Source organism: Pseudomonas sp. RW407 (assembly GCF_003176655.1).
Taxonomy (GTDB): Bacteria; Pseudomonadota; Gammaproteobacteria; order Pseudomonadales; family Pseudomonadaceae; genus Pseudomonas; species Pseudomonas delhiensis.
In genome coordinates, this window is record NZ_QGSL01000088.1 from 825,685 (window position 1) to 845,030 (window position 19,346).

19 protein-coding genes are annotated in these 19,346 nt (G+C 67.6%); 15 read left to right on the plus strand and 4 right to left on the minus strand.

Annotation, left to right across the window (positions count from 1 at the left end):
* From ispG to DK254_RS10350, 7 genes are all read left to right on the plus strand, one after another.
* Positions 1–1,113: a flavodoxin-dependent (E)-4-hydroxy-3-methylbut-2-enyl-diphosphate synthase gene (gene ispG, locus DK254_RS10320; RefSeq protein ID WP_009616174.1), complete on the plus strand. Its 1,113-nt coding sequence runs from the start codon at positions 1–3 to the stop codon at positions 1,111–1,113.
* Positions 1,114–1,131: 18 nt separating this feature from the next.
* A complete protein-coding gene (gene hisS, locus DK254_RS10325) occupies positions 1,132–2,421 on the plus strand; it encodes a histidine--tRNA ligase (RefSeq protein WP_109933694.1) in 1,290 nt (429 codons plus the stop codon).
* Between the two features lie 26 nt (positions 2,422–2,447).
* Entirely contained in the window at positions 2,448–3,092 is a 645-nt protein-coding gene (locus DK254_RS10330) for a YfgM family protein (protein WP_109933695.1), read from the plus strand.
* Between the two features lies 1 nt (position 3,093).
* Positions 3,094–4,236 carry an outer membrane protein assembly factor BamB gene (bamB, locus tag DK254_RS10335; RefSeq protein ID WP_109933696.1) on the plus strand — a complete coding sequence of 381 codons (1,143 nt, stop codon included), beginning with the start codon at positions 3,094–3,096 and terminating at the stop codon, positions 4,234–4,236.
* 86 nt (positions 4,237–4,322) lie between these two features.
* Positions 4,323–5,810 carry a ribosome biogenesis GTPase Der gene (gene der, locus DK254_RS10340; RefSeq protein WP_089389499.1) on the plus strand — a complete coding sequence of 496 codons (1,488 nt, stop codon included), beginning with the start codon at positions 4,323–4,325 and terminating at the stop codon, positions 5,808–5,810.
* Positions 5,811–5,889: 79 nt separating this feature from the next.
* Positions 5,890–7,038 (plus strand): pyridoxal phosphate-dependent aminotransferase, encoded by a 1,149-nt coding sequence (locus tag DK254_RS10345; RefSeq protein WP_109933697.1) that lies wholly within the window; start codon positions 5,890–5,892, stop codon positions 7,036–7,038.
* Positions 7,026–7,835: an amidohydrolase gene (locus DK254_RS10350; RefSeq protein WP_109933698.1), complete on the plus strand. Its 810-nt coding sequence runs from the start codon at positions 7,026–7,028 to the stop codon at positions 7,833–7,835. Before DK254_RS10345 ends, DK254_RS10350 begins: the two co-directional genes overlap by 13 nt.
* Before the next feature lie 270 nt (positions 7,836–8,105).
* Here the strand turns inward: DK254_RS10350 and DK254_RS10355 are convergent, their stop codons facing one another.
* Both DK254_RS10355 and DK254_RS10360 read right to left on the minus strand, forming a co-directional pair.
* A complete protein-coding gene (locus DK254_RS10355; protein ID WP_158546415.1) occupies positions 8,106–9,035 on the minus strand; it encodes a sulfotransferase in 930 nt (309 codons plus the stop codon).
* 100 nt (positions 9,036–9,135) lie between these two features.
* Positions 9,136–10,089 (minus strand): aldo/keto reductase, encoded by a 954-nt coding sequence (locus DK254_RS10360; protein ID WP_109933700.1) that lies wholly within the window; start codon positions 10,087–10,089, stop codon positions 9,136–9,138.
* Positions 10,090–10,432: 343 nt separating this feature from the next.
* Between DK254_RS10360 and dapA the strand changes: the two genes are divergently transcribed.
* The 4 genes from dapA to DK254_RS10385 all read left to right on the plus strand — a co-directional run bounded on the left by dapA (position 10,433) and on the right by DK254_RS10385 (position 12,321).
* The gene (gene dapA, locus DK254_RS10370; protein ID WP_109933702.1) at positions 10,433–11,299 is read left to right on the plus strand and encodes a 4-hydroxy-tetrahydrodipicolinate synthase; all 867 of its coding nucleotides are present in this window, start codon (positions 10,433–10,435) and stop codon (positions 11,297–11,299) included.
* 65 nt (positions 11,300–11,364) lie between these two features.
* The gene (locus tag DK254_RS10375; protein WP_089389492.1) at positions 11,365–11,700 is read left to right on the plus strand and encodes a DUF5629 family protein; all 336 of its coding nucleotides are present in this window, start codon (positions 11,365–11,367) and stop codon (positions 11,698–11,700) included.
* 107 nt (positions 11,701–11,807) lie between these two features.
* Complete coding sequence (locus DK254_RS10380) at positions 11,808–12,047, plus strand: CopG family ribbon-helix-helix protein (RefSeq protein WP_089389491.1); 240 nt, start codon at positions 11,808–11,810, stop codon at positions 12,045–12,047.
* The gene (locus DK254_RS10385; protein ID WP_089389490.1) at positions 12,037–12,321 is read left to right on the plus strand and encodes a type II toxin-antitoxin system RelE/ParE family toxin; all 285 of its coding nucleotides are present in this window, start codon (positions 12,037–12,039) and stop codon (positions 12,319–12,321) included. Before DK254_RS10380 ends, DK254_RS10385 begins: the two co-directional genes overlap by 11 nt.
* A 51-nt stretch (positions 12,322–12,372) precedes the next feature.
* Here DK254_RS10385 and leuA read toward each other — a convergent pair whose 3' ends face one another.
* Positions 12,373–14,043, minus strand: a complete 1,671-nt coding sequence (gene leuA, locus DK254_RS10390) for a 2-isopropylmalate synthase (RefSeq protein WP_109933703.1) — start codon at positions 14,041–14,043, stop codon at positions 12,373–12,375.
* Between the two features lie 404 nt (positions 14,044–14,447).
* Here leuA and DK254_RS10395 point away from each other — a divergent pair, with 404 nt between their 5' ends.
* The 4 genes from DK254_RS10395 (at position 14,448) to DK254_RS10410 (ending at position 18,209) form a co-directional block, all read left to right on the plus strand.
* On the plus strand, positions 14,448–14,858 hold the full coding sequence (locus DK254_RS10395; RefSeq protein WP_256595841.1) for a DUF2946 domain-containing protein: 411 nt from the start codon (positions 14,448–14,450) through the stop codon (positions 14,856–14,858).
* A 110-nt stretch (positions 14,859–14,968) separates the two neighbouring features.
* A complete protein-coding gene (locus DK254_RS10400; RefSeq protein ID WP_109933704.1) occupies positions 14,969–17,080 on the plus strand; it encodes a TonB-dependent copper receptor in 2,112 nt (703 codons plus the stop codon).
* A gap of 107 nt (positions 17,081–17,187) precedes the next feature.
* On the plus strand, positions 17,188–17,700 hold the full coding sequence (locus DK254_RS10405) for a copper chaperone PCu(A)C (RefSeq protein ID WP_109933705.1): 513 nt from the start codon (positions 17,188–17,190) through the stop codon (positions 17,698–17,700).
* Between the two features lie 101 nt (positions 17,701–17,801).
* Complete coding sequence (locus DK254_RS10410; protein ID WP_109933706.1) at positions 17,802–18,209, plus strand: DUF6491 family protein; 408 nt, start codon at positions 17,802–17,804, stop codon at positions 18,207–18,209.
* A gap of 3 nt (positions 18,210–18,212) precedes the next feature.
* On the opposite strand, the gene DK254_RS10415 is transcribed toward DK254_RS10410, so the two are convergent.
* Entirely contained in the window at positions 18,213–19,049 is an 837-nt protein-coding gene (locus tag DK254_RS10415) for a M23 family metallopeptidase (RefSeq protein WP_109933707.1), read from the minus strand.
* Positions 19,050–19,346 lie beyond the last annotated feature (297 nt).

The following is a 19,346-nucleotide window of genomic DNA, read 5'->3' on the forward strand; positions in this document are numbered from 1 at the left end:
ATGCATTGCGCTTCTCCGATCAAGCGACGCCAGTCCCGCAAGATCTGGGTCGGTTCGGTGCCGGTGGGGGGCGACGCGCCCATCGCCGTGCAGAGCATGACCAACACCGATACGCTGGACGTGGCCGCCACCGTCGCGCAGATCCGCCGCCTGGAAGACGCCGGCGCGGACATCGTGCGCGTCTCGGTGCCGGACATGGACGCGGCGGAGGCCTTCGGCAAGATCAAGCAGCAGGTCCGCGTACCGCTGGTGGCCGATATCCACTTCGACTACAAGATCGCCCTGCGCGTGGCGGAGCTTGGCGTCGACTGCCTGCGCATCAACCCGGGCAACATCGGCCGCGAGGACCGCGTCAAGGCGGTGGTGGACGCGGCCCGCGACAAGAACATCCCGATCCGCATCGGCGTCAACGCCGGTTCCCTGGAGAAGGACCTGCAGAAGAAATACGGCGAGCCGACCCCCGAGGCCCTGCTGGAATCGGCCATGCGCCACGTCGAACATCTCCAGCGCCTGGACTTCCAGAACTTCAAGGTCAGCGTGAAGGCCTCCGACGTGTTCATGGCCGTGGCGGCCTACCGCCTGCTGGCCAAGGAAATCGAGCAGCCGCTGCACCTGGGCATCACCGAGGCCGGCGGCCTGCGTTCGGGCACCGTGAAGTCCGCGGTGGGCCTGGGCATGCTGCTGGCCGAGGGCATCGGCGACACCATCCGCATCTCCCTGGCCGCCGACCCGGTGGAGGAGATCAAGGTCGGTTTCGACATCCTCAAGTCCCTGCACCTGCGTTCGCGCGGCATCAACTTCATCGCCTGCCCGAGCTGCTCGCGGCAGAACTTCGACGTGGTCAAGACCATGAACGAGCTCGAAGGCCGCCTCGAAGACCTGCTGGTGCCCATGGACGTGGCCGTGATCGGCTGCGTGGTCAACGGCCCGGGCGAAGCCAAGGAGGCCCACATCGGCCTCACCGGCGGCACGCCGAACAACCTCGTCTACATCGACGGCAAGCCGGCGCAGAAGCTGCAGAACGAAAACCTGGTGGATGAGCTGGAACGGCTGATCCGCGAAAAAGCGGCCGCCAAGGCCGAAGCCGACGCCGCCCTGATCGTGCGCGGCTGACCGCAACAAGGACAACATGTGAGCAAGTCCCTGCAAGCCATTCGTGGCATGAACGACATCCTGCCGGAACAGACCCCGGTATGGCGCTACCTGGAAAACACCTTCGCCGGCCTGCTGGAAGAATACGGCTACAGCGAGATCCGCCTGCCGATCATGGAGTTCACCGAACTCTTCGCCCGCGGCATCGGCGAAGGCACCGACGTGGTCGACAAGGAGATGTACACCTTCCTCGACCGCAACGAGGAGTCGCTGACGCTGCGCCCCGAAGGCACCGCGGGCACCGTGCGGGCCATGCTCGAACATGGCCTGACCGGCGGCGGCCAGGTGCAGAAGCTCTGGTACGCCGGGCCGATGTTCCGCTACGAGAAGCCGCAGAAGGGCCGCTACCGCCAGTTCCACCAGATCGGCGTGGAAGTCTTCAACCTGCCGGGGCCGGACATCGACGCCGAGCTGATCATCCTCACCTGGCGCCTGTGGCAGAAGCTGGGCATGGCCGATGCCGTGACCCTGCAGCTCAACACCCTGGGCTCCAGCGAGGCCCGCGCGCGCTACCGCGAGGCGCTGGTGGCCTACCTGCAGGAGCGCTTCGAGCAGCTCGACGAGGACAGCCAGCGGCGCATGACCACCAACCCGCTGCGCATCCTCGACAGCAAGGTGGAAAGCACCCAGGCGCTGCTGGTCGGCGCGCCGACCCTGCACGACTACCTGGACGAAGAGTCGATCGCCCACTTCGAGGGCCTGAAGGCCCGCCTGGACGCGGTCGGCCTGCGCTACGAGATCAACCAGAAGCTGGTGCGCGGCCTGGACTACTACTGCCGCACCGCCTTCGAATGGGTCACCGACAGGCTCGGCGCCCAGGGCACCGTCTGCGGCGGGGGCCGCTACGACGGCCTGGTCAGCCAGTTCGGCGGCAAGCCGACGCCGGGCGTGGGCTTCGCCATGGGCGTGGAGCGCCTGGTGCTGCTGCTGGAGACCCTGGGCGTGGTGCCCGCCGAGCTGAAGCGCCCGGCCGACGTCTACGTCTGTGCCTTCGGCGAGCCGGCCGAGCTGGCCGCCCTGGCCCTGGCCGAGAAGCTGCGCAATGCCGTCCCCGGCATCCGCCTGCTGCTCAACGCCGGCGCCGGCAGCTTCAAGAGCCAGTTCAAGAAGGCCGACAAGAGCGGCGCCCAGTTCGCGCTGATCCTGGGTGACGACGAACTGGCCGCGCGCGTGGTAGGTTTCAAGCCCCTGCGTGGCGAGGGTGAGCAACAGAACATAGCCTGGGAGGCTCTGCCCGAGCACCTGGCAGCCTGCATCCAGCGGGCCTGAGAATCGAGCGGATTAGGAGTATTGGGGTGACCACGCGTACCGAAGAAGAACAACTGGCGGATCTCAAGGACTGGTGGCAGCGCAATGGCATGCCCCTGCTCACCGGTGCCGCGCTGGCGCTGGTGGTGGTGTTTGGCTGGCAGGCCTGGAAGAAGTACCAGGCCAACCAGGCGCAGAACGCCTCCATCCTCTACCAGCAACTGGTCGAAGCCTCGCTGACGCCCTCCGGCCAGCCGGACACCGCGCGCGTCGCCGAGCTGGCCAACAAGCTCACCAGCGAATACGGCGGTACCCACTACGCCCAGTACGGCCGCCTGTTCGTCGCCAAGGTGGCGGTGGACGCCGGCAAGCTGGACGATGCCGCCGGTGAACTGAAGGCCGTGGTCGACAAGCCGGTGGACGCCACCCTCGGCGAGCTGGCCCGCCAGCGCCTGGCCCGTGTCCTGGCCGCCCAGGGCAAGGCCGAGGAAGGCCTGAAGCTGCTGGAAGGCGACGCCGACAAGGCCTACGTCTCCAGCCGCGAGGAACTCAAGGGCGACCTGCTGGTGCAGCTCAAGCGCACCGACGACGCCCGCAGCGCCTACGAGAAGGCCAAGGCCGCACTGCCTGAGGAGGCCGCCGCCGGCGCCCTGCAGGTGAAGCTCGACGACCTGGCCAAGGGAGGTGTCTAAGATGCTGCGCTGGAAACATGCGGCGCTGCTGGCGCTGACCCTGCTCGCGGTCGGTTGCAGCAGCAACAGCAAGAAGGAACTGCCGCCGGCGGAACTCACCGACTTCAAGGAAGAGGTGCGCCTGGACAAGCAGTGGAGCCGCTCGGTCGGTGACGGCCAGGGCGACCTCTACGAACTGCTGCAGCCGGCCGTGGACGGCTCCAGCATCTATGCCGCTTCCGCCGAAGGCCGCGTCATGGCCATGCAGCGCGAGAACGGCGACGTGATCTGGAAGCAGGACCTCGACGTGCCGGTCTCCGGCGGTGTCGGCGTCGGTGGCGGCCTGGTGCTGGTCGGCACCCTGAAGGGCGACGTCATCGCCCTGAACGCCGCCAACGGCGAGCAGAAGTGGCGTACCCGGGTGCCCAGCGAAGTGCTGGCGGCGCCGGTCACCGACGGCGACGTGGTGATCGTGCAGACCCAGGACGACAAGCTGATCGCCCTCGACGCCAGCACCGGCAACCAGCGCTGGGTGTACGAGAACACCGTGCCCGTGCTGACCCTGCGCGGCACCGGCGCACCCATCATCGCCGGGCGCATGGCCATCGCCGGCCTTGCCAGCGGCAAGGTGGTGGCGGTGGACGTGCAGCGTGGCCTGCCGATCTGGGAAACCCGCGTCGCCGTGCCCCAGGGCCGTTCCGAACTGGACCGCGTGGTGGACATCGACGGCGGCCTGACCCTGGTCGACAACGTGATCTACGTGGCCAGCTACCAGGGCCGCGCCGCCGCCCTCGACCTGGCCAGCGGCCGGGTGATCTGGCAGCGCGAAGCCTCCAGCTACGCCGGCGTCGCCGAAGGCATCGGCAGCGTCTACGTCAGCGATGCCAGCGGCACCGTGGAAGCCCTGGACGGGCGCAGCTCGTCCTCGCTGTGGAGCAACGACGCCCTGGCGCGCCGCCAGCTGTCGGCCCCGGCGGTGTTCTCCAGCAACGTGGTGGTGGGCGACCTGGAAGGCTACATTCACCTGCTGAGCCAGGTGGACGGCCGCTTCGTCGGCCGCGAGAAGGTCGACGGCGACGGCGTGCGCGTGCGCCCGCTGGTGGTCGACCGGTGGATGTACGTGTACGGCAACAGCGGCAAGCTGGTCGCCTACACCATTCGCTAAGCTATGTTCTACCTGCCGGCCGCTGTTGGATGACGACAGCGGCCGGCGTGTTTTTTACGAATTCCTGAAATTTCCTGGAGAGCCGCATGGTTCCCGTAATCGCCCTGGTGGGCCGCCCCAACGTCGGCAAGTCCACCCTGTTCAACCGCCTGACCAAGACGCGCGACGCCATCGTCGCCGAGTACGCCGGCCTGACCCGCGACCGCCAGTACGGCGAGGCCAAGTGGCAGGGCAAGAAATTCATCGTCATCGATACCGGCGGTATCACCGGTGACGAGGAAGGCATCGACGCCAAGATGGCCGAGCAGTCGATGCAGGCGATCGAGGAAGCCGATGCGGTGCTGTTCATGGTCGACGCCCGCGCGGGCCTGACCGCTGCCGACGAAATGATCGCCGAACACCTGCGCAAGCGGAACAAGCGCTGCTACCTGGTGGCCAACAAGATCGACACCGTCGACCCGGACATCGCCCGCGCCGAGTTCAGCCCGCTGGGCCTGGGCGACGCCCTGACCATCGCCGCCGCCCACGGCCGTGGCATTACCCACATGCTGCAGACGGCCCTGGGCGAGATGTTCCAGCCCGAGCCCGAGGCGCCGGAAGACAACGACCTGCCGGACGAGCTGGAAGAGGTCGCCGAGGGCGAGGAAGCCAAGCGCATCCCCGGCCCGAGCGAGAAGGACGGCATCAAGATCGCCATCATCGGCCGCCCCAACGTCGGCAAGTCGACCCTGGTCAACCGCATGCTCGGCGAGGAGCGGGTGATCGTCTACGACCAGGCCGGCACCACCCGCGACAGCATCTACATCCCCTTCGAGCGCAACGAAGAGAAGTACACCCTGATCGACACCGCCGGCGTGCGCCGCCGCGGCAAGATCTTCGAGGCGGTGGAGAAGTTCTCGGTCGTGAAGACCCTGCAGGCCATCCAGGACGCCAACGTGGTGATCTTCGTGATGGACGCCCGCGAAGGCGTGGTCGAGCACGACCTCAACCTGCTCGGCTTCGTGCTGGAGACCGGCCGCGCGCTGGTCATCGCGCTGAACAAGTGGGACGGCATGGAGTCCGCCGAGCGCGACTACGTGAAGACCGAGCTGGAGCGCCGCCTGCTGTTCGTCGACTTCGCCGACATCCACTTCATCTCGGCGCTGCACGGCACCGGCGTCGGCCACCTGTACAAGTCGGTGCAGGAGTCGTTCCGCTCCGCCGTGACCCGCTGGCCGACCAGCAAGCTGACGCAGATCCTCGAGGACGCGGTGCAGACGCACCAGCCGCCGATGGTCAACGGCCGCCGCATCAAGCTGCGCTACGCCCACCTGGGCGGCGCCAACCCGCCGCTGATCGTGGTCCACGGCAACCAGACCGAGGCGGTGCCCAAGGCCTATACCCGCTACCTGGAGAAGACCTACCGGCGCGTGCTCAAGCTGGTCGGCACGCCGATCCGCATCGAATACAAGGGCGGCGACAACCCCTTCGAAGGCAAGAAGACCCAGCTCACCGAGCGCCAGGTCAACAAGAAGCGCCGGCTGATGTCGCACCACAAGAAGGCCGAGAAGAAGAAGAAGGACAAAAAACGCTAGCGGCAGGCTTCAGGCCACGGGCTGCAGGCTATAAGCTTGGTTGCACCTCCCCGCAGCCTGAAGCTTGTCGCCTGTAGCCATGATCACCAGCAAACTGCCCAACGTCGGCACCACCATCTTCACCCGCATGTCGCAGCTCGCCGCCGAATGCGGCGCGCTCAACCTGTCCCAGGGCTTCCCCGACTTCGACGGCCCCGTCGCCTTGCGTGAGGCCGTGGCCCGCCACGTCATGGCCGGGCACAACCAGTACTGCCCGATGACCGGCCTGCCGGCGCTGCGCGAGCAGGTGGCGGCCAAGGTCGCGGCCTTCTACGGGCGCAACGTCAGCGCCGACGCCGAGGTGACCATCACCCCCGGCGCCACCGAGGCGATCTTCTGCGCCGTGCAGGCGCTGATCCGCCCGGGCGACGAGGCCATCGTCCTCGACCCCTGCTACGACAGCTACGAACCCTCGGTGGAGCTGGCCGGCGGCCGCTGCGTCCACGTCGCCCTGAGCCTGCCGGACTTCCGCATCGACTGGCAGCGCCTGGCCGACGCCATCACCCCGCGTACCCGCCTGATTTTCCTCAACAGCCCACACAACCCCAGTGGCGCTCTGATCGACCGCGCCGACCTGGACCGCCTGGCGGCGCTGATCCGCGAGCGCGAGATCTACGTCATCAGCGACGAGGTCTACGAGCACCTGATCTACGACGGCGTGCAGCACGCCAGCGTGCTGGCCCACGACGAACTCTACGCCCGCGCCTTCGTGGTCAGCTCCTTCGGCAAGACCTACCACGTCACCGGCTGGAAGACCGGCTACGTGGTGGCGCCGCCGGCGCTGTCGGCGGAAATGCGCAAGATCCACCAGTACGTGAACTTCTGCGGCGTCACCCCGCTGCAGTGGGCGCTGGCCGACTTCATGGCCGCGCACCCGGAGCACCTGCGCGAGCTGCCGGGCTTCTACCAGGCCAAGCGCGACCTGTTCTGCGACCTGCTGGGGCGCTCGCGCTTCAGCTTCCAGCGCGCCGCCGGTACCTACTTCCAGGTGGTCGACTACTCGGCGATCCGCCCGGACCTCGACGACGTCGCCATGGCCGAGTGGCTGACCCGCGAGCACGGCGTGGCGGCCATCCCGGTGTCGGTGTTCTACCAGCAGGCCCCGGCGGACATGCGCCTGGTGCGCTTCTGCTTCGCCAAGAAAGAGGAGACGCTGCGCCAGGCGGCGGACAAGCTATGCGCAATCTGAGCCAACTACCCGACCTCAAGCTGGCCCTGGTGCAGACCACCCTGGCCTGGCACGACGCACCGGCCAACCGCGCGCACTTCGACGCGCTGCTGGAACAGGCCCGCGGCGCCGACATCGTCATCCTCCCGGAGATGTTCACCACCGGCTTCTCCATGGACTCCGAGGCCCTGGCCGAGGCGGAGGAGGGCGAGACCTACGCCTGGCTGCGCCACCAGGCTGCGCGGCTGGACGCGGTGGTGACCGGCAGCGTCATCATCCGCACCGTCGACGGCAGCCACCGCAACCGCCTGCTCTGGGCCCGCCCGGACGGCGAAATCCTCCACTACGACAAGCGCCACCTGTTCCGCATGGCCGGCGAGCACAAGCACTACACCCCGGGCGAGCGCCAGGTGCTGCTGGAATGGAAGGGCTGGCGGGTGCGCCCGCTGGTCTGCTACGACCTGCGCTTCCCGGCCTGGAGCCGCGATGCCCAGGACACCGACCTGCTGCTCTACACCGCCAACTGGCCGGCCGCCCGGCGCCTGCACTGGAACCGCCTGCTGCCGGCCCGGGCCATCGAGAACCTGTGCTACGTGGCGGCGGTGAACCGCGTCGGCGAGGACGGCAAGGGCCACGCCTATGCCGGCGACAGCCAGGTGCTGGACTTCCAGGGCGAACCGCTGCTGGAAGCGGCCAACGGCGACGGCGTGTTCCACGCCAGCCTCTCGGCCCAGGCGCTGGCCGCCTACCGCGAACGCTTCCCGGCCTACCTCGACGCCGACCGCTTCGTCATCGAGCCCTGGATGGGACGCCTGTAGGCGCGGGCAGCGCAGGGCGAATAACCGTTCGCGGTTATCCGCCGCCGGCCGGAACGCCAGTGCCCGAGGACAACGGCGGATAACGCCGTAGGCGTTATGCGCCCTACGGGTGGAATGGTGCAGGCGTAGGGCGAATAACCGTTCGCGGTTATCCGCCGCCGGCCGGAACACCGATGCCGGGGCCAATGGCGGATAACGCCAGGGGATGGCATGGCGTAGGAGCGGATCTTATCCGCGAATCGCGCCTTAACCTCCGGCCGCGATGGACTGTCAGGACGCCACCAGCAACCCCACGATACGCCGGTGCAGGTTGCCCAGCGGGGTGAAGTGCGCCGGGTCGATATGGTTGGAGTTCTGCTCCAACTGCACCAGGCGCATACCGCCGGCAACCTGCCCGCGCAATTCCTCGTAGGCGGCGATGACTTCCTCCGCCAGGGCCCGGGCGTGCTCCGGCACCTGGTCCAGGCTGTAGCGCCTGACGCGGGCGTTGTCGTAGTAGCTGGCGGCCTCGCCCAGGTCGACGCCCAGCCAGGCGCCGGTATCGCGCAGCACCGCCTCGCCGAGGTCCTCGTGGAACACCGCCCTGACCGAGGGCAGGTTACGCAGGAAGCGGATGTACAGCGCCATCACCTGCAGGAAGCTCTTGAGCACCGTGTCGTGGCCGGCCGCCTCGTCGCCGTTCAGCTCGGCCAGGCCGCGGGTCGACATGAGCACGTCGATGGGGTTGCGGAAGGTGAAGACGTAGTGCGAGCGGTAGAAGTGCCGGCAATGGAATTCGAACAATTGCTGGCAGGTGCGCGCGGCCTCGTGGGGGTTGACCACGATCTTGCTGCCGACGTAGCGGTAGTGCCGGGCGAGGCGGGCCAGGTAATGCTGCCAGGGAGCATCCTGCTCGAACAGCGGCGGGCAGAAGCTGCTCTTGTTCTCCTGGTTGCCCCAGGACCTGTGCATGGCGTTGTAGCGCGCGGCGAAGTCCGGGGTGCCCGGGTCGTCCTGCAGCGCCGGTTCGCCGAGGAGGAAGATTTCCGGCGAGCTGTTCAGGGCGTTCTGGAAGACGGTGGTACCGCTGCGTGCCGCGCCGATGACGAACAGGCCGCAGTCGTCCGGCAGCTTGATGCCGGGGGCCTCTGCCGTGGGTGATTCCTCGCGCTGTGGGTTGGGCTTGAGCACCTGCCAGAGGCGTTGCGGCGTGGACAGCATTCTCTGCTCCGTTTTTCTTCTTGTCGGGGATCCGCGCAGCAGAGAGTAAGGGCCCATGGGCGGCCGCGGCAAGCCTCCGCGGCCATCCCGGCGGGCGCCCTCAGTAGGCGCTCGCCGCATCCAGCCGGTGGATGTCCTCCTGGCTCAGTTGCAGCCGCGTCGCCGCGACCAGGTCCGGCAGCTGTTCGAGGCTGGAGGCGCTGGCGATGGGCGCGGTGATGCCGGGGCGGGCGATCAGCCAGGCCAGGGCCACCTGGGCCGGGGTGGCGTCGTATTCCTCGGCCACCTCGTCCAGGGCCACGAGGATGGTCACGCCGCGTTCGTTCAGGTAGCCCTTGACCTTGTCCGCCCGCGCCGGGCTCTTGTCCAGGTCGGCCTCGCTGCGGTACTTGCCGCTGAGGAAGCCGCCGGCCAGGCCGTAGTAGGGGATGACGCCGATGCCCAGCTCGCGCACCGTCGGTTCCAGGCGCGTTTCGTAGTCGGCGCGGTCGTAGAGGTTGTAGTTCGGCTGCAGGCTCTGGTAGCTGGGCAGGTGCAGGCGTTCGGCCACCTCGCGGGCCTCGCGCAGGCGCCGGCCGTCGTAGTTGGAGGCGCCTATGACGCGCACCTTGCCCTTCGCCACCAGTTCGGCGTAGGCGCCCAGGGTTTCCTCCAGGGAGGTGTGGGTGTCGTCGCAGTGGGACTGGTAGAGGTCGATGTAGTCGGTCTGCAGGCGCTGCAGCGAGCGCTCCACGGCCTGTTCGATATAGGCCGCGGAAAGGCCCTTGTGGCCATTGCCCATGTCCATGCCGACCTTGGTGGCGATGATCATCCTGCCGCGGTTGCCGCGCTGCTTCATCCACTTGCCGATGATGGCCTCGGATTCGCCGCCCTTGTGCCCGGGCACCCAGCGCGAGTACACGTCGGCGGTGTCGATGCAGTTCAGCCCGGCGTCCAGCAGGGCATCGAGCAGGCGGAAGGAAGTCGCTTCGTCGGCGCTCCAGCCGAAGACGTTGCCGCCGAACACCAGCGGCGCAATGGCCAGCCCGGAGTGGCCCAGTTCGCGAGAGTTCACCTGTCACTTCTCCATACTGCGGTGTGGTTGAACCAGCATAGACCCTAGGAGACTGTTGACAGCCAAGTCTGACGTTGAGCATATTCGGTGCCTGATTCGCGCAACGGACTTCCCATGTTCGCCAACTTCGACCACTCGCTGCCGCTCCCGGGCTCCTTCGCCCCGGCCTGCGCGTGCGTCGCCGTTGCCAAGAAATCCAAGAAACAGTCGCTCATTTGACCGGGGCGCGCTGTCCCGTCAGATGGGCTGACAGGACAACCAGGCGCCAGGTCGATCTCTCCCCCGCTTGCATCCCGCACCCTCCCTGACGGCGACCAGACGGTCAGCCACAAGGAGTTTTCGCATGTCTACGTTTCGTGGGATCTGGGTGGCCCTGGCCACGCCCTTCCGTGCCGGGGAAATCGACTTCGCCGCCCTGCAAGGCCTGGTGGGCCGGCTGCTGGAGGACGGCGTCGCCGGCTTCGTGGTCTGCGGCACCACCGGCGAGGCCGCCGCGCTCAGCCATGAGGAGCAGCTGGTGGTGCTCGACGCCGTGCTCCAGTGGGTGCCGCCGCAGCAGGTGATCATGGGCCTGGCCGGCAACAACCTGCGCGAGCTGCTGGCCTTCCAGCAGGACGTCCAGCGTCGCCCCGTGGCCGGCCTGCTGGTGCCGGCACCTTATTACATCCGCCCGTCGCAGCAGGGCCTGGAGGCGTTCTTCCAGACCGTGGCCAACGCCGCCAGTGTGCCGCTGGTGCTCTACGACATTCCCTACCGCACCGGCGTGCGCATCGAGCGCGAGACCCTGCGGCGCATCGTCCGCCATCCCCGCATCGCGGCGGTCAAGGATTGTGGCGGCGACCTCGAGACCACCCTGGCGCTGATCGCCGACGGCAACGTCGAAGTGCTGGCCGGCGAGGACCTGCAGATCTTCGCCAACCTGTGCCTGGGCGGTGCCGGGGCCATCTCCGCGTCCGCCCACGTGCGCGCCGACCTCTACGTGCGGATGCAGCGCCAGGCGGAGGCGGGCGACCTGGCCGGGGCGCGGGCGACCTTCCAGCGCCTGCTGCCGTGGATGCAGGCCGCCTTCGCCGAGCCCAACCCGGCGCCCGTGAAGGCCGCCCTGGCCTTGCAGGGGCTGATCGCCGACGAACTGCGCGAGCCCATGCAGCCTTGCTCGGCGGCCACGGTGGAACGCCTGCGCGGCGTGCTGGCGGCATTGGCCGACTAGGCGGGGGAGGGCCGCCGGTGGCGCTTTGCTCTATGATGGCGGCCTGTCTCACCGGGAATACGAAGATGTCCGACGAAACCCTCTACCTGCTGGACCAGCTCGAGCTGACCGACATGCTCGAACTGGACGGCCTGCACGCCTGGGAATTCAGCCTCGACGAGGACCTGCTGGACCGCGCCGAGATCGCCGCCGAAGCCGGCCAGGCCTTCGCCAGCGAAGACGTGGTGCTGCGCGTGGAAGCGGTCGACGGCCGCGACAAGCGGCGCTGGCAGTTCACCTACAACGAGGTGATGGAAGCGCAGTACGAGGCCAGCGACGATAGCTGGACGCTGCAGTCCGAGGGCAGCGAGCACCGCCTGCGCTGCCTGGGCGCGCTGAGCGCCAGCGGCGACGACGAATAGCATTTCCCTGGCTGGCCCGTTGGGCGCTTCCGGGCGATCGGTACCGCGCATGACCTGTAGTGTGCTGTAGTATGTTGCAGTGATACACACTACAGCCGAGGTGTTCCATGCCCGTAATGTCCCTGCGCCTGTCGGATGATCAGTCCGATACCCTCGCCAGGCTTGCCCAGGCGACCGGCCGCAGCAAGAACTTCCTTGCCGCCCAGGCACTGGACGAATACCTTGCCCGGGAGGCCTGGCAGATCGGCGAAATCCAGCAGGCCATCGTAGAAGCCGATGCCGGCGACTTCGCCAGTGAGGCAGAAGTCGAAGCGGTTCTGAACAAGTGGACGCGCAATGCAGGTTGAGTGGCTGCGCAAAGCGCTGCAGAACCTCGACGACGAAGCCGCCCATCTCGCTCAGCACAATCCGGCCGCCGCACGTGACTTCGTCGCTGCGGTGTTCGACGACATCGAACAACTGGCTCTCCATCCTGCGATAGGGCGCGAGGGCCGGGTGCCCGGTACCCGCGAATGGCCTATGCCCGGCCACCCCTACCTGATCCCCTATCGCGTTCGCGGCGGACGATTGCAAATCCTGCGCATCTTCCACACCCGGCGCCTGCCTCCCGAGCGCTGGTAGCCTTCGGCACGAAAAAGGGGCCCAAAGGCCCCTTTTTCACATCACCGGCACTCAGGCGGCTTTCGCCTGGCCCAGGGTCACGGCGCGGTTCAGCGCGCTGAACAGGGCGCGGAAGCTGGCGGTGGTGATGTTCTCGTCGATGCCGATGCCGTGCAGCGAGCGGCCGCCTTCCACGCGCAGCTCGATGTAGGCCGCCGCGCGGGCGTTGGTGCCGGCGCCGATGGCGTGCTCGTTGTAATCCATGATCTCGACCTCCACCGGAAGCGCGGCGACCAGGGCTTCCAGGGTGCCCTTGCCCTTGCCGTGCCAGCGGTGCTGCTCGCCCTTGTGCACCACGTCGATGTCGATGGCGCAGATGCCGTTCTCTTCCTGCAGACGGTAGTTCTTCAGGGCGAACGGCGACACCGCTTGCAGGTACTCGCTCTGCAGCAGGCCGTAGATCTGCTCGGCGGTCATTTCCAGGCCGAGACGGTCGGTCTCGTTCTGCACCACCTGGCTGAACTCGATCTGCATGCGGCGCGGCAGGCTGATGCCGTATTCCTGCTCGAGCAGGAAGGTGATGCCGCCCTTGCCCGACTGGCTGTTGACGCGGATGACCGCCTCGTAGCTGCGGCCGATGTCGGCCGGGTCGATCGGCAGGTAGGGCACTTCCCACACGGCGTCGTCCTTCTGCTGGGCGAAGCCCTTGCGGATGGCGTCCTGGTGGGAGCCGGAGAAGGCGGTGTGGACCAGGTCGCCGACGTATGGGTGGCGCGGGTGCACCGGGATCTGGTTGCACTCTTCCACCACCTTGCGCACGGCGTCGATGTCGGAGAAGTCCAACCCCGGGTTGACGCCCTGGGTGTACATGTTCAGCGCCATGGTCACCAGGCAGAGGTTGCCGGTGCGCTCGCCGTTGCCGAACAGGCAGCCTTCGACACGGTCGGCGCCGGCCATCAGCGCCAGTTCCGAGGCGGCCACGCCGGTGCCGCGGTCGTTGTGGGTGTGCAGGCTGATGATCACGCTGTCGCGCTTGTCGATGTGGCGGCCGAACCACTCGATCTGGTCGGCGTAGTTGTTCGGCGTGGCGCACTCGATGGTGGCCGGCAGGTTGAGGATCAGGCGGTTGGCCGGGGTCGGCTGGAACACGTCGATCACCGCGTTGCACACCTCGACGGCGAAGTCGGTCTCGGTGGAGCTGAAGACTTCCGGCGAGTACTCGAAGCCCCACTGGGTCTCGGGTGCGGCGGCGGCCAGGCGCTTGATGGTCTTGCCGGCGGCGATGGCGATCTGCTTGACGCCTTCCTTGTCCTGGTTGAAGACGATCTTGCGGAAGCTCGGCGCGCAGGCGTTGTAGTAGTGCACGATGGCGCGCTTGGCGCCCTTCAGCGACTCGAAGGTGCGCTCGATGAGGTCGTCGCGGGCCTGGGTCAGCACCTGGATGGTGACGTCATCGGGAATGTGGCCACCCTCGATCAGCTCGCGGACGAAGTCGAAGTCGGTCTGCGAGGCGGACGGGAAGCCCACTTCGATTTCCTTCAGGCCCACCTGCACCAGGCACTTGAAGAAGCGCATCTTCTTCTCGGCGTCCATCGGCTCGATCAGCGACTGGTTGCCGTCGCGCAGGTCGGTGCTCAGCCAGATCGGCGCCTGGTCGATGATCTTGTCCGGCCAGGTGCGGTCGGGCAGGGTGATCGGGGTGAAGGGGCGGTATTTCTTCGACGGGTCTTTGAGCATGGTCATGGGCGGAATCCTTGTTCTTCCGGGCCAGCGGCGGCCCTGCGCGGTAGAAAGATGAAGAGGTGAAGCCGGGAAACGGATTCAGCCACGCAGTCGCGGGCTGACCAGGCGCAGGCAGGCGTGTTGGCGAAGCAGGATGAGGGTGTGTGCGGTTTTCATAGCGCCCACCCTAGTGCGCTTTGGGGGTGGATGGCAAGCATTGTGGAAAAATTGGTAGCCGTCGCTTGATTATACGGATAGGCGAGATTTTCTGCTTCTGTTCAGGCTTTATTGCGCAAGGAATTGCGAGGCGGTTTTTCTGCTTTACTCTCCGATGCGTCTCCATGCCGCACAGCATTGAGCCATCGGCGAATTGCGCCCGCCGGCCCGGCAGGGTAAAACGCCGCCAATCGATTCGGGGACTTCCAGTGACAGGTCGCAGACGGCGAGGCACAGGACAAGGCACGGGCATCTGGCTGGCGCTGTTCGCCATGCTGATGATCCACCTCGGCCCGCTGCTGTCGCAGTCCATGCCCATGGACCACCCCATGCCGGCCATGGCCGGCATGGAAGACATGGCCTGCTCCGAACAGATGCGCGGCGGCCACCACGGGGCCGATGCCGCGCAGCAGGGCTTCTCCGCCGACCACTTCATGGAGAAGTGCGGCTACTGCGGCCTGCTGCTCCACAGCCCGGCGCTGGAAACCCCGCGCCTGGCGCTCTCCGCCGACCTGCCCGGGGCCGCCCCGGCGCCCCAGGTCGTCATCGAACAAGCCATCCCGCCTTCGCCGATCTTCCCCGGCGCCCGTTCGCGCGCGCCGCCGTCCATGACCGCCTGACCTTTCTTTCGCCGTAGCCAGCGCAAGCGCCATCGCGCAGGGGAACCTTCCTCCGCGCGCGTCCGCCGTGCCTGGCCAGAAGAACATCGTCATCGATCATGGAATTTCGCATGTCCAGACTCTTCCTGCGCGGGCGCGTTCGCCCGGCACACCTGCGCACCCTTTGCGCACTCACTGCCCTCGGCGGCATCGTCGGCCTGACCCCGTCCGTACGCGCCGATGAGGCCGACGACCCGCACGCCGGCCATCAAGCCATCGAACTGCAGCCCAGCGTCATCACCGCGGTGGCGCAGAGCTCGCCGCTGACCGTGGTCACCGACCCGAAGCAGGCGCGCCAGCCGATCCCGGCCAGCGACGGCGCCGACTACCTGAAGACCATCCCCGGCTTCTCCGCCATCCGCAACGGCGGCACCAATGGCGACCCGGTATTGCGCGGCATGTTCGGCTCGCGGCTGAACATCCTCACCAACGGCGGCGTCATGCTCGGCGCCTGCCCGGCACGGATGGACGCCCCCACCTCCTATATCTCCCCGGAGACCTACGACCGGCTCACCGTGGTCAAGGGCCCGGAAACCGTGATCTGGGGCCCCGGCGCCTCGGCCGGGACCATCCGCTTCGACCGTGATCCGGAGCGCTTCGGCGAGCTGGGCACGCGGATAAACGGCAGCCTGGTGGCCGGCTCCAACGGCCGCTTCGACCGCGTGCTGGACGCCGCCGCCGGCGGCCCCGAAGGCTACCTGCGCTTCACCGGCAACCGCTCGCAGTCCGACGACTACGAGGACGGTGGCGGCAACACCGTGCCCTCGCGCTGGAACAAGTGGAACGGCGACGTCGCCCTGGGCTGGACGCCGGACGCCGACACCCTGGTCGAGCTGACCGCCGGCAAGGGCGACGGCGAGGCGCGCTACGCCGGGCGCGGCATGGATGGCTCGCAGTTCAAGCGCGAGAGCCTCGGCCTGCGCTTCGAGAAGTCCAACCTCGGCGGCGTGCTCGACAAGCTGGAGGCGCAGGTCTACTACAACTACGCCGACCACGTGATGGACAACTACAGCCTGCGCACCCCCTCGGGCACCGGCATGATGGCCGGGCCCATGGCTTCCAACGTCGACCGCCGCACCCTCGGCGGGCGCCTGGCGGCGACCTGGCGCTGGGACGACTTCAAGCTGATCTCCGGCGTCGACGCCCAGAGCAGCGAGCACCGCCAGCGCAGCGCCATGGGCATCGGCGCCTACGACGAGGTGCCGTGGAACAAGGATGCGGCCTTCCACAACTACGGCGCCTTCGGTGAGCTGACCTGGTACGCCGCCGAGCGCGACCGGGTGATCGGCGGCGCGCGCCTGGACCGCGCTTCGGCCAAGGACTACCGGCAGACCCTCGGCTCGGGGATGATGACGCGGCCCAACCCGACCGCCGACGACACCCGCGCCGATACCCTGCCCAGCGGCTTCCTGCGCTACGAGCACGACCTGGCGGGTTCGCCCACCACCCTCTATGCCGGCCTCGGCCACGCGCAGCGCTTCCCCGACTATTGGGAGCTGTTCTCCCCGAACATGGGACCGGCCGGCTCGGCCAACGCCTTCGACGCCATCAAGCCGGAGAAGACCACCCAGCTCGACTTCGGCGCCCAGTACGAGGGCGAGAAGCTCAAGGCCTGGGCTTCGGGCTACGTCGGCGAGATCCGCGACTACATCCTCTTCACCTACCGCAGCGGCGGCATGATGGGTTCAACGTCCCAGGCGACCAACGTGGACGCACGCATCATGGGCGGTGAACTGGGCGCGGCCTACCAGCTGACGCCGAACTGGAAGACCGACGCGACCCTGGCCTACGCCTGGGGCAAGAACACCACGGACGACCGCGCGTTGCCGCAGATGCCGCCGCTGGAAAGCCGCCTGGGCCTGACCTACGAGCAGGGCGACTGGAGCGCCGGGGCGCTGTGGCGCCTGGTGGCGAAGCAGGGGCGGGTGGCCGAGGGGCAGGGCAATGTGGTCGGCCAGGACTTCGACGAGAGCGCCGGCTTCGGCGTCTTCTCGCTCAACGCCGCGTACCGCGTGAACAAGCACTTCAAGGTCAGCACCGGCGTCGACAACCTGTTCGACAAGGACTACGCCGAGCACCTCAACCTCGCCGGCAACGCCGGCTTCGGCTACCCGGCGGACGATCCCCAGGCGATCCGCGAGCCGGGCCGTACGTTCTGGACCAAGGTGGACTTCAGCTTCTGAGCACCGCCGGCTTGAGTGGGGGCGCGAAGCGGCTATGCTGCCCGTGCCCTCGACGTTGCCGCCCGGCGTTGTGCCGGGAGGCCCATGAGATCGTTAGGAGTTCCAACATGCGCAAGACCCTCCTGGCCCTGGCGGCCATGCTGTCCTTCTCCACCCCGCTGCTGGCCCACGAATACAAGGCCGGCGACCTCGACGTCGAGCACCCCTGGTCGCTGCTGCTGCCGGCCAACTCGGAGAACGGCGCGGCCTATTTCGTCGTGCACAACCACGGCAAGGCGGCCGACCGCCTGCTCGGCGCCGACACCGAGCGTGCGGCCAGCGCCGAGGTCCACGAGCACCAGATGAAGGACGGCATGATGAAGATGCAGAAGGTCGAGGGCGTGGACATTCCCGCCGGCGGCACCGTCACCTTCGCCCCCGGCCACTACCACCTGATGCTGCTTGGCCTGAAGAAGCCGCTGGCCGACGGCGAGCGCTTCCCGCTGACCCTGCACTTCCAGCAGGCCGGCGACCTCAAGGTGGAGGTCGAGGTGCAGAAGCAGGCACCCGAGGGCGGTGACCACGGCATGTCCGGCCACGATATGTCGGGCCATGACATGCCCGGGATGAAGATGAACTGACCGTCCGGCCGGCCGTGTGCCGGCCTTTCCCCAGGGTGGGAAAATGGAACGGGACCGATTCCGGCCCGAGCAGCGGCCATCCGTGTGGCCGGGAGGTGAGCATGGGCACTGTCCGCAGCGCCGCCATGGTGGCGGCTGCCGTTCTGCTGGCCGCCTGCAGCCAGTCCGGGCTGCGCAACGACCAGTTGCCCCTCGACCAGCACCTGGAACGTCTCGGCTACCGGCAGGGCGAGGCGGTGAAGTCGATCCCGGTGTGGGAAACCCAGGGCTGGGAATACCTCGACAAGGGCCACATCGTCCTCGGCCAGGCGCCCGGCCGGCGCTACCTGGTGGCCTTCTCCTCGCCCTGCGACAACCTGTCGTTCAGCAACCGCCTGAACATCAGCAGCACGGTGGGGGCGGTGACCAAGCTCGACCGCATTCTCTCGTACGACTCGACCGGCATCCCCGAGCCTTGCCTGATCGGCGAGCTCTACCGCCTGGAGCGTGTTTCCACCCGCGCGGAATGAGCCTCAGGGCTTGAAGGCGCCGATGAATATCGCCGGGTCGACGCGGGCGTCGTTGAGGCTGACGTTCCAGTGCATGTGCGGCCCGGTGGCCCGGCCGGTGGCGCCGACGCGGCCGACCACGCCGCCGCGCGGCACCTGGTCGCCGAGCTTCACGTCGATCTTCGACATGTGGCAGAACATGCTGATGAAGCCCTGGCCATGGTCGACGAACACGGTGTTGCCGTTGAAGAAGTAGTTGCCGATCAGGATCACCTTGCCCGCCGCCGGGGCCTTGATCGGCGTGCCGGCGGGCACCGCGAAGTCCAGCCCGGAATGCGGGTTGCGCTCCTCGCCATTGAAGAAGCGGCGCAGGCCGAAGGGGCTGGACAGCGGGCCGTTCACCGGCTTGTCCAGCACCAGGTTGCTCGGCGTGCCGGGGCTGAAGCTGCGGTAGGCGGCGGTCTGTTCGGCCAGCTCGCGGTTGATGCGCTTGAGGTCCTCGGGCAGCGGGTTGACCTGGCGGGTGTTCTTCAGGGTGATGCGCTGTTCGCGGTAGTGCTTGGCGCCGACCTGGAAGGCCAGGCTGCGGCTGGCGCCGGCCTGCTTCACCTGCAGCTGCTGCTGGCCCGGCTTGACGCTCAGCGGGATGCCGACCACGGCGATCCAGTCGCGGCCTTCCTCGCGCACCACCAGCACCGGCTTGCCCTGGTAGCTGGCGCTCGGCGCCGGCCCCGCGCTGCCCAGCTGGACCACGGCGACGCCGCCGGGCACCGGCTTGTTCAGGGTTCGGCTGATGAAGCCCTCGGCATGGGCGGGCAGGGCGAGCAGGGTGGCGAACAGCAGGCAGAAGACGCGGAACATGGGCTTTCCGTAAATCCGGTAAAGCCGGCAGTCTACATGGCACGAACCTGGGGCGTATAACCGTTCGCGGTGATTCATCCGGTGTGCCAGCGCCTGTAGGAACAATGTCCATTGGGTTCCCGCATTCGCGGGAATGGCGAGGATGGTGGTTCGTAGGGCGCATAACGCCTACGGCGTTATCCGCCAAATCGCGGACAGAGTCCGCTTGTGTCTGCGACTTTCGATAGGATCGAAGGTGAGAGCGACGGGAGGCAAGCTGCAGGTCCGCGGTGTTCGCAGCACGAGTAGGAGCCCAAG

Bases quoted from the DNA above. Each gene is read 5' to 3' on its own strand.
- bamB (WP_109933696.1), top strand. From the start codon at position 3,094: ATGCTGCGCTGGAAACATGCGGCGCTGCTGGCGCTGACCCTGCTCGCG.
- DK254_RS10385 (WP_089389490.1), top strand. From the start codon at position 12,037: ATGCAGGTTGAGTGGCTGCGCAAAGCGCTGCAGAACCTCGACGACGAA.
- DK254_RS10345 (WP_109933697.1), top strand. From the start codon at position 5,890: ATGATCACCAGCAAACTGCCCAACGTCGGCACCACCATCTTCACCCGC.
- DK254_RS10410 (WP_109933706.1), top strand. From the start codon at position 17,802: ATGGGCACTGTCCGCAGCGCCGCCATGGTGGCGGCTGCCGTTCTGCTG.
- DK254_RS10405 (WP_109933705.1), top strand. From the start codon at position 17,188: ATGCGCAAGACCCTCCTGGCCCTGGCGGCCATGCTGTCCTTCTCCACC.
- DK254_RS10375 (WP_089389492.1), top strand. From the start codon at position 11,365: ATGTCCGACGAAACCCTCTACCTGCTGGACCAGCTCGAGCTGACCGAC.
- DK254_RS10350 (WP_109933698.1), top strand. From the start codon at position 7,026: ATGCGCAATCTGAGCCAACTACCCGACCTCAAGCTGGCCCTGGTGCAG.
- dapA (WP_109933702.1), top strand. From the start codon at position 10,433: ATGTCTACGTTTCGTGGGATCTGGGTGGCCCTGGCCACGCCCTTCCGT.
- der (WP_089389499.1), top strand. From the start codon at position 4,323: ATGGTTCCCGTAATCGCCCTGGTGGGCCGCCCCAACGTCGGCAAGTCC.
- leuA (WP_109933703.1), bottom strand. From the start codon at position 14,043: ATGACCATGCTCAAAGACCCGTCGAAGAAATACCGCCCCTTCACCCCG.
- DK254_RS10415 (WP_109933707.1), bottom strand. From the start codon at position 19,049: ATGTTCCGCGTCTTCTGCCTGCTGTTCGCCACCCTGCTCGCCCTGCCC.
- DK254_RS10400 (WP_109933704.1), top strand. From the start codon at position 14,969: ATGTCCAGACTCTTCCTGCGCGGGCGCGTTCGCCCGGCACACCTGCGC.
- DK254_RS10380 (WP_089389491.1), top strand. From the start codon at position 11,808: ATGCCCGTAATGTCCCTGCGCCTGTCGGATGATCAGTCCGATACCCTC.
- DK254_RS10355 (WP_158546415.1), bottom strand. From the start codon at position 9,035: ATGCTGTCCACGCCGCAACGCCTCTGGCAGGTGCTCAAGCCCAACCCA.
- ispG (WP_009616174.1), top strand. From the start codon at position 1: ATGCATTGCGCTTCTCCGATCAAGCGACGCCAGTCCCGCAAGATCTGG.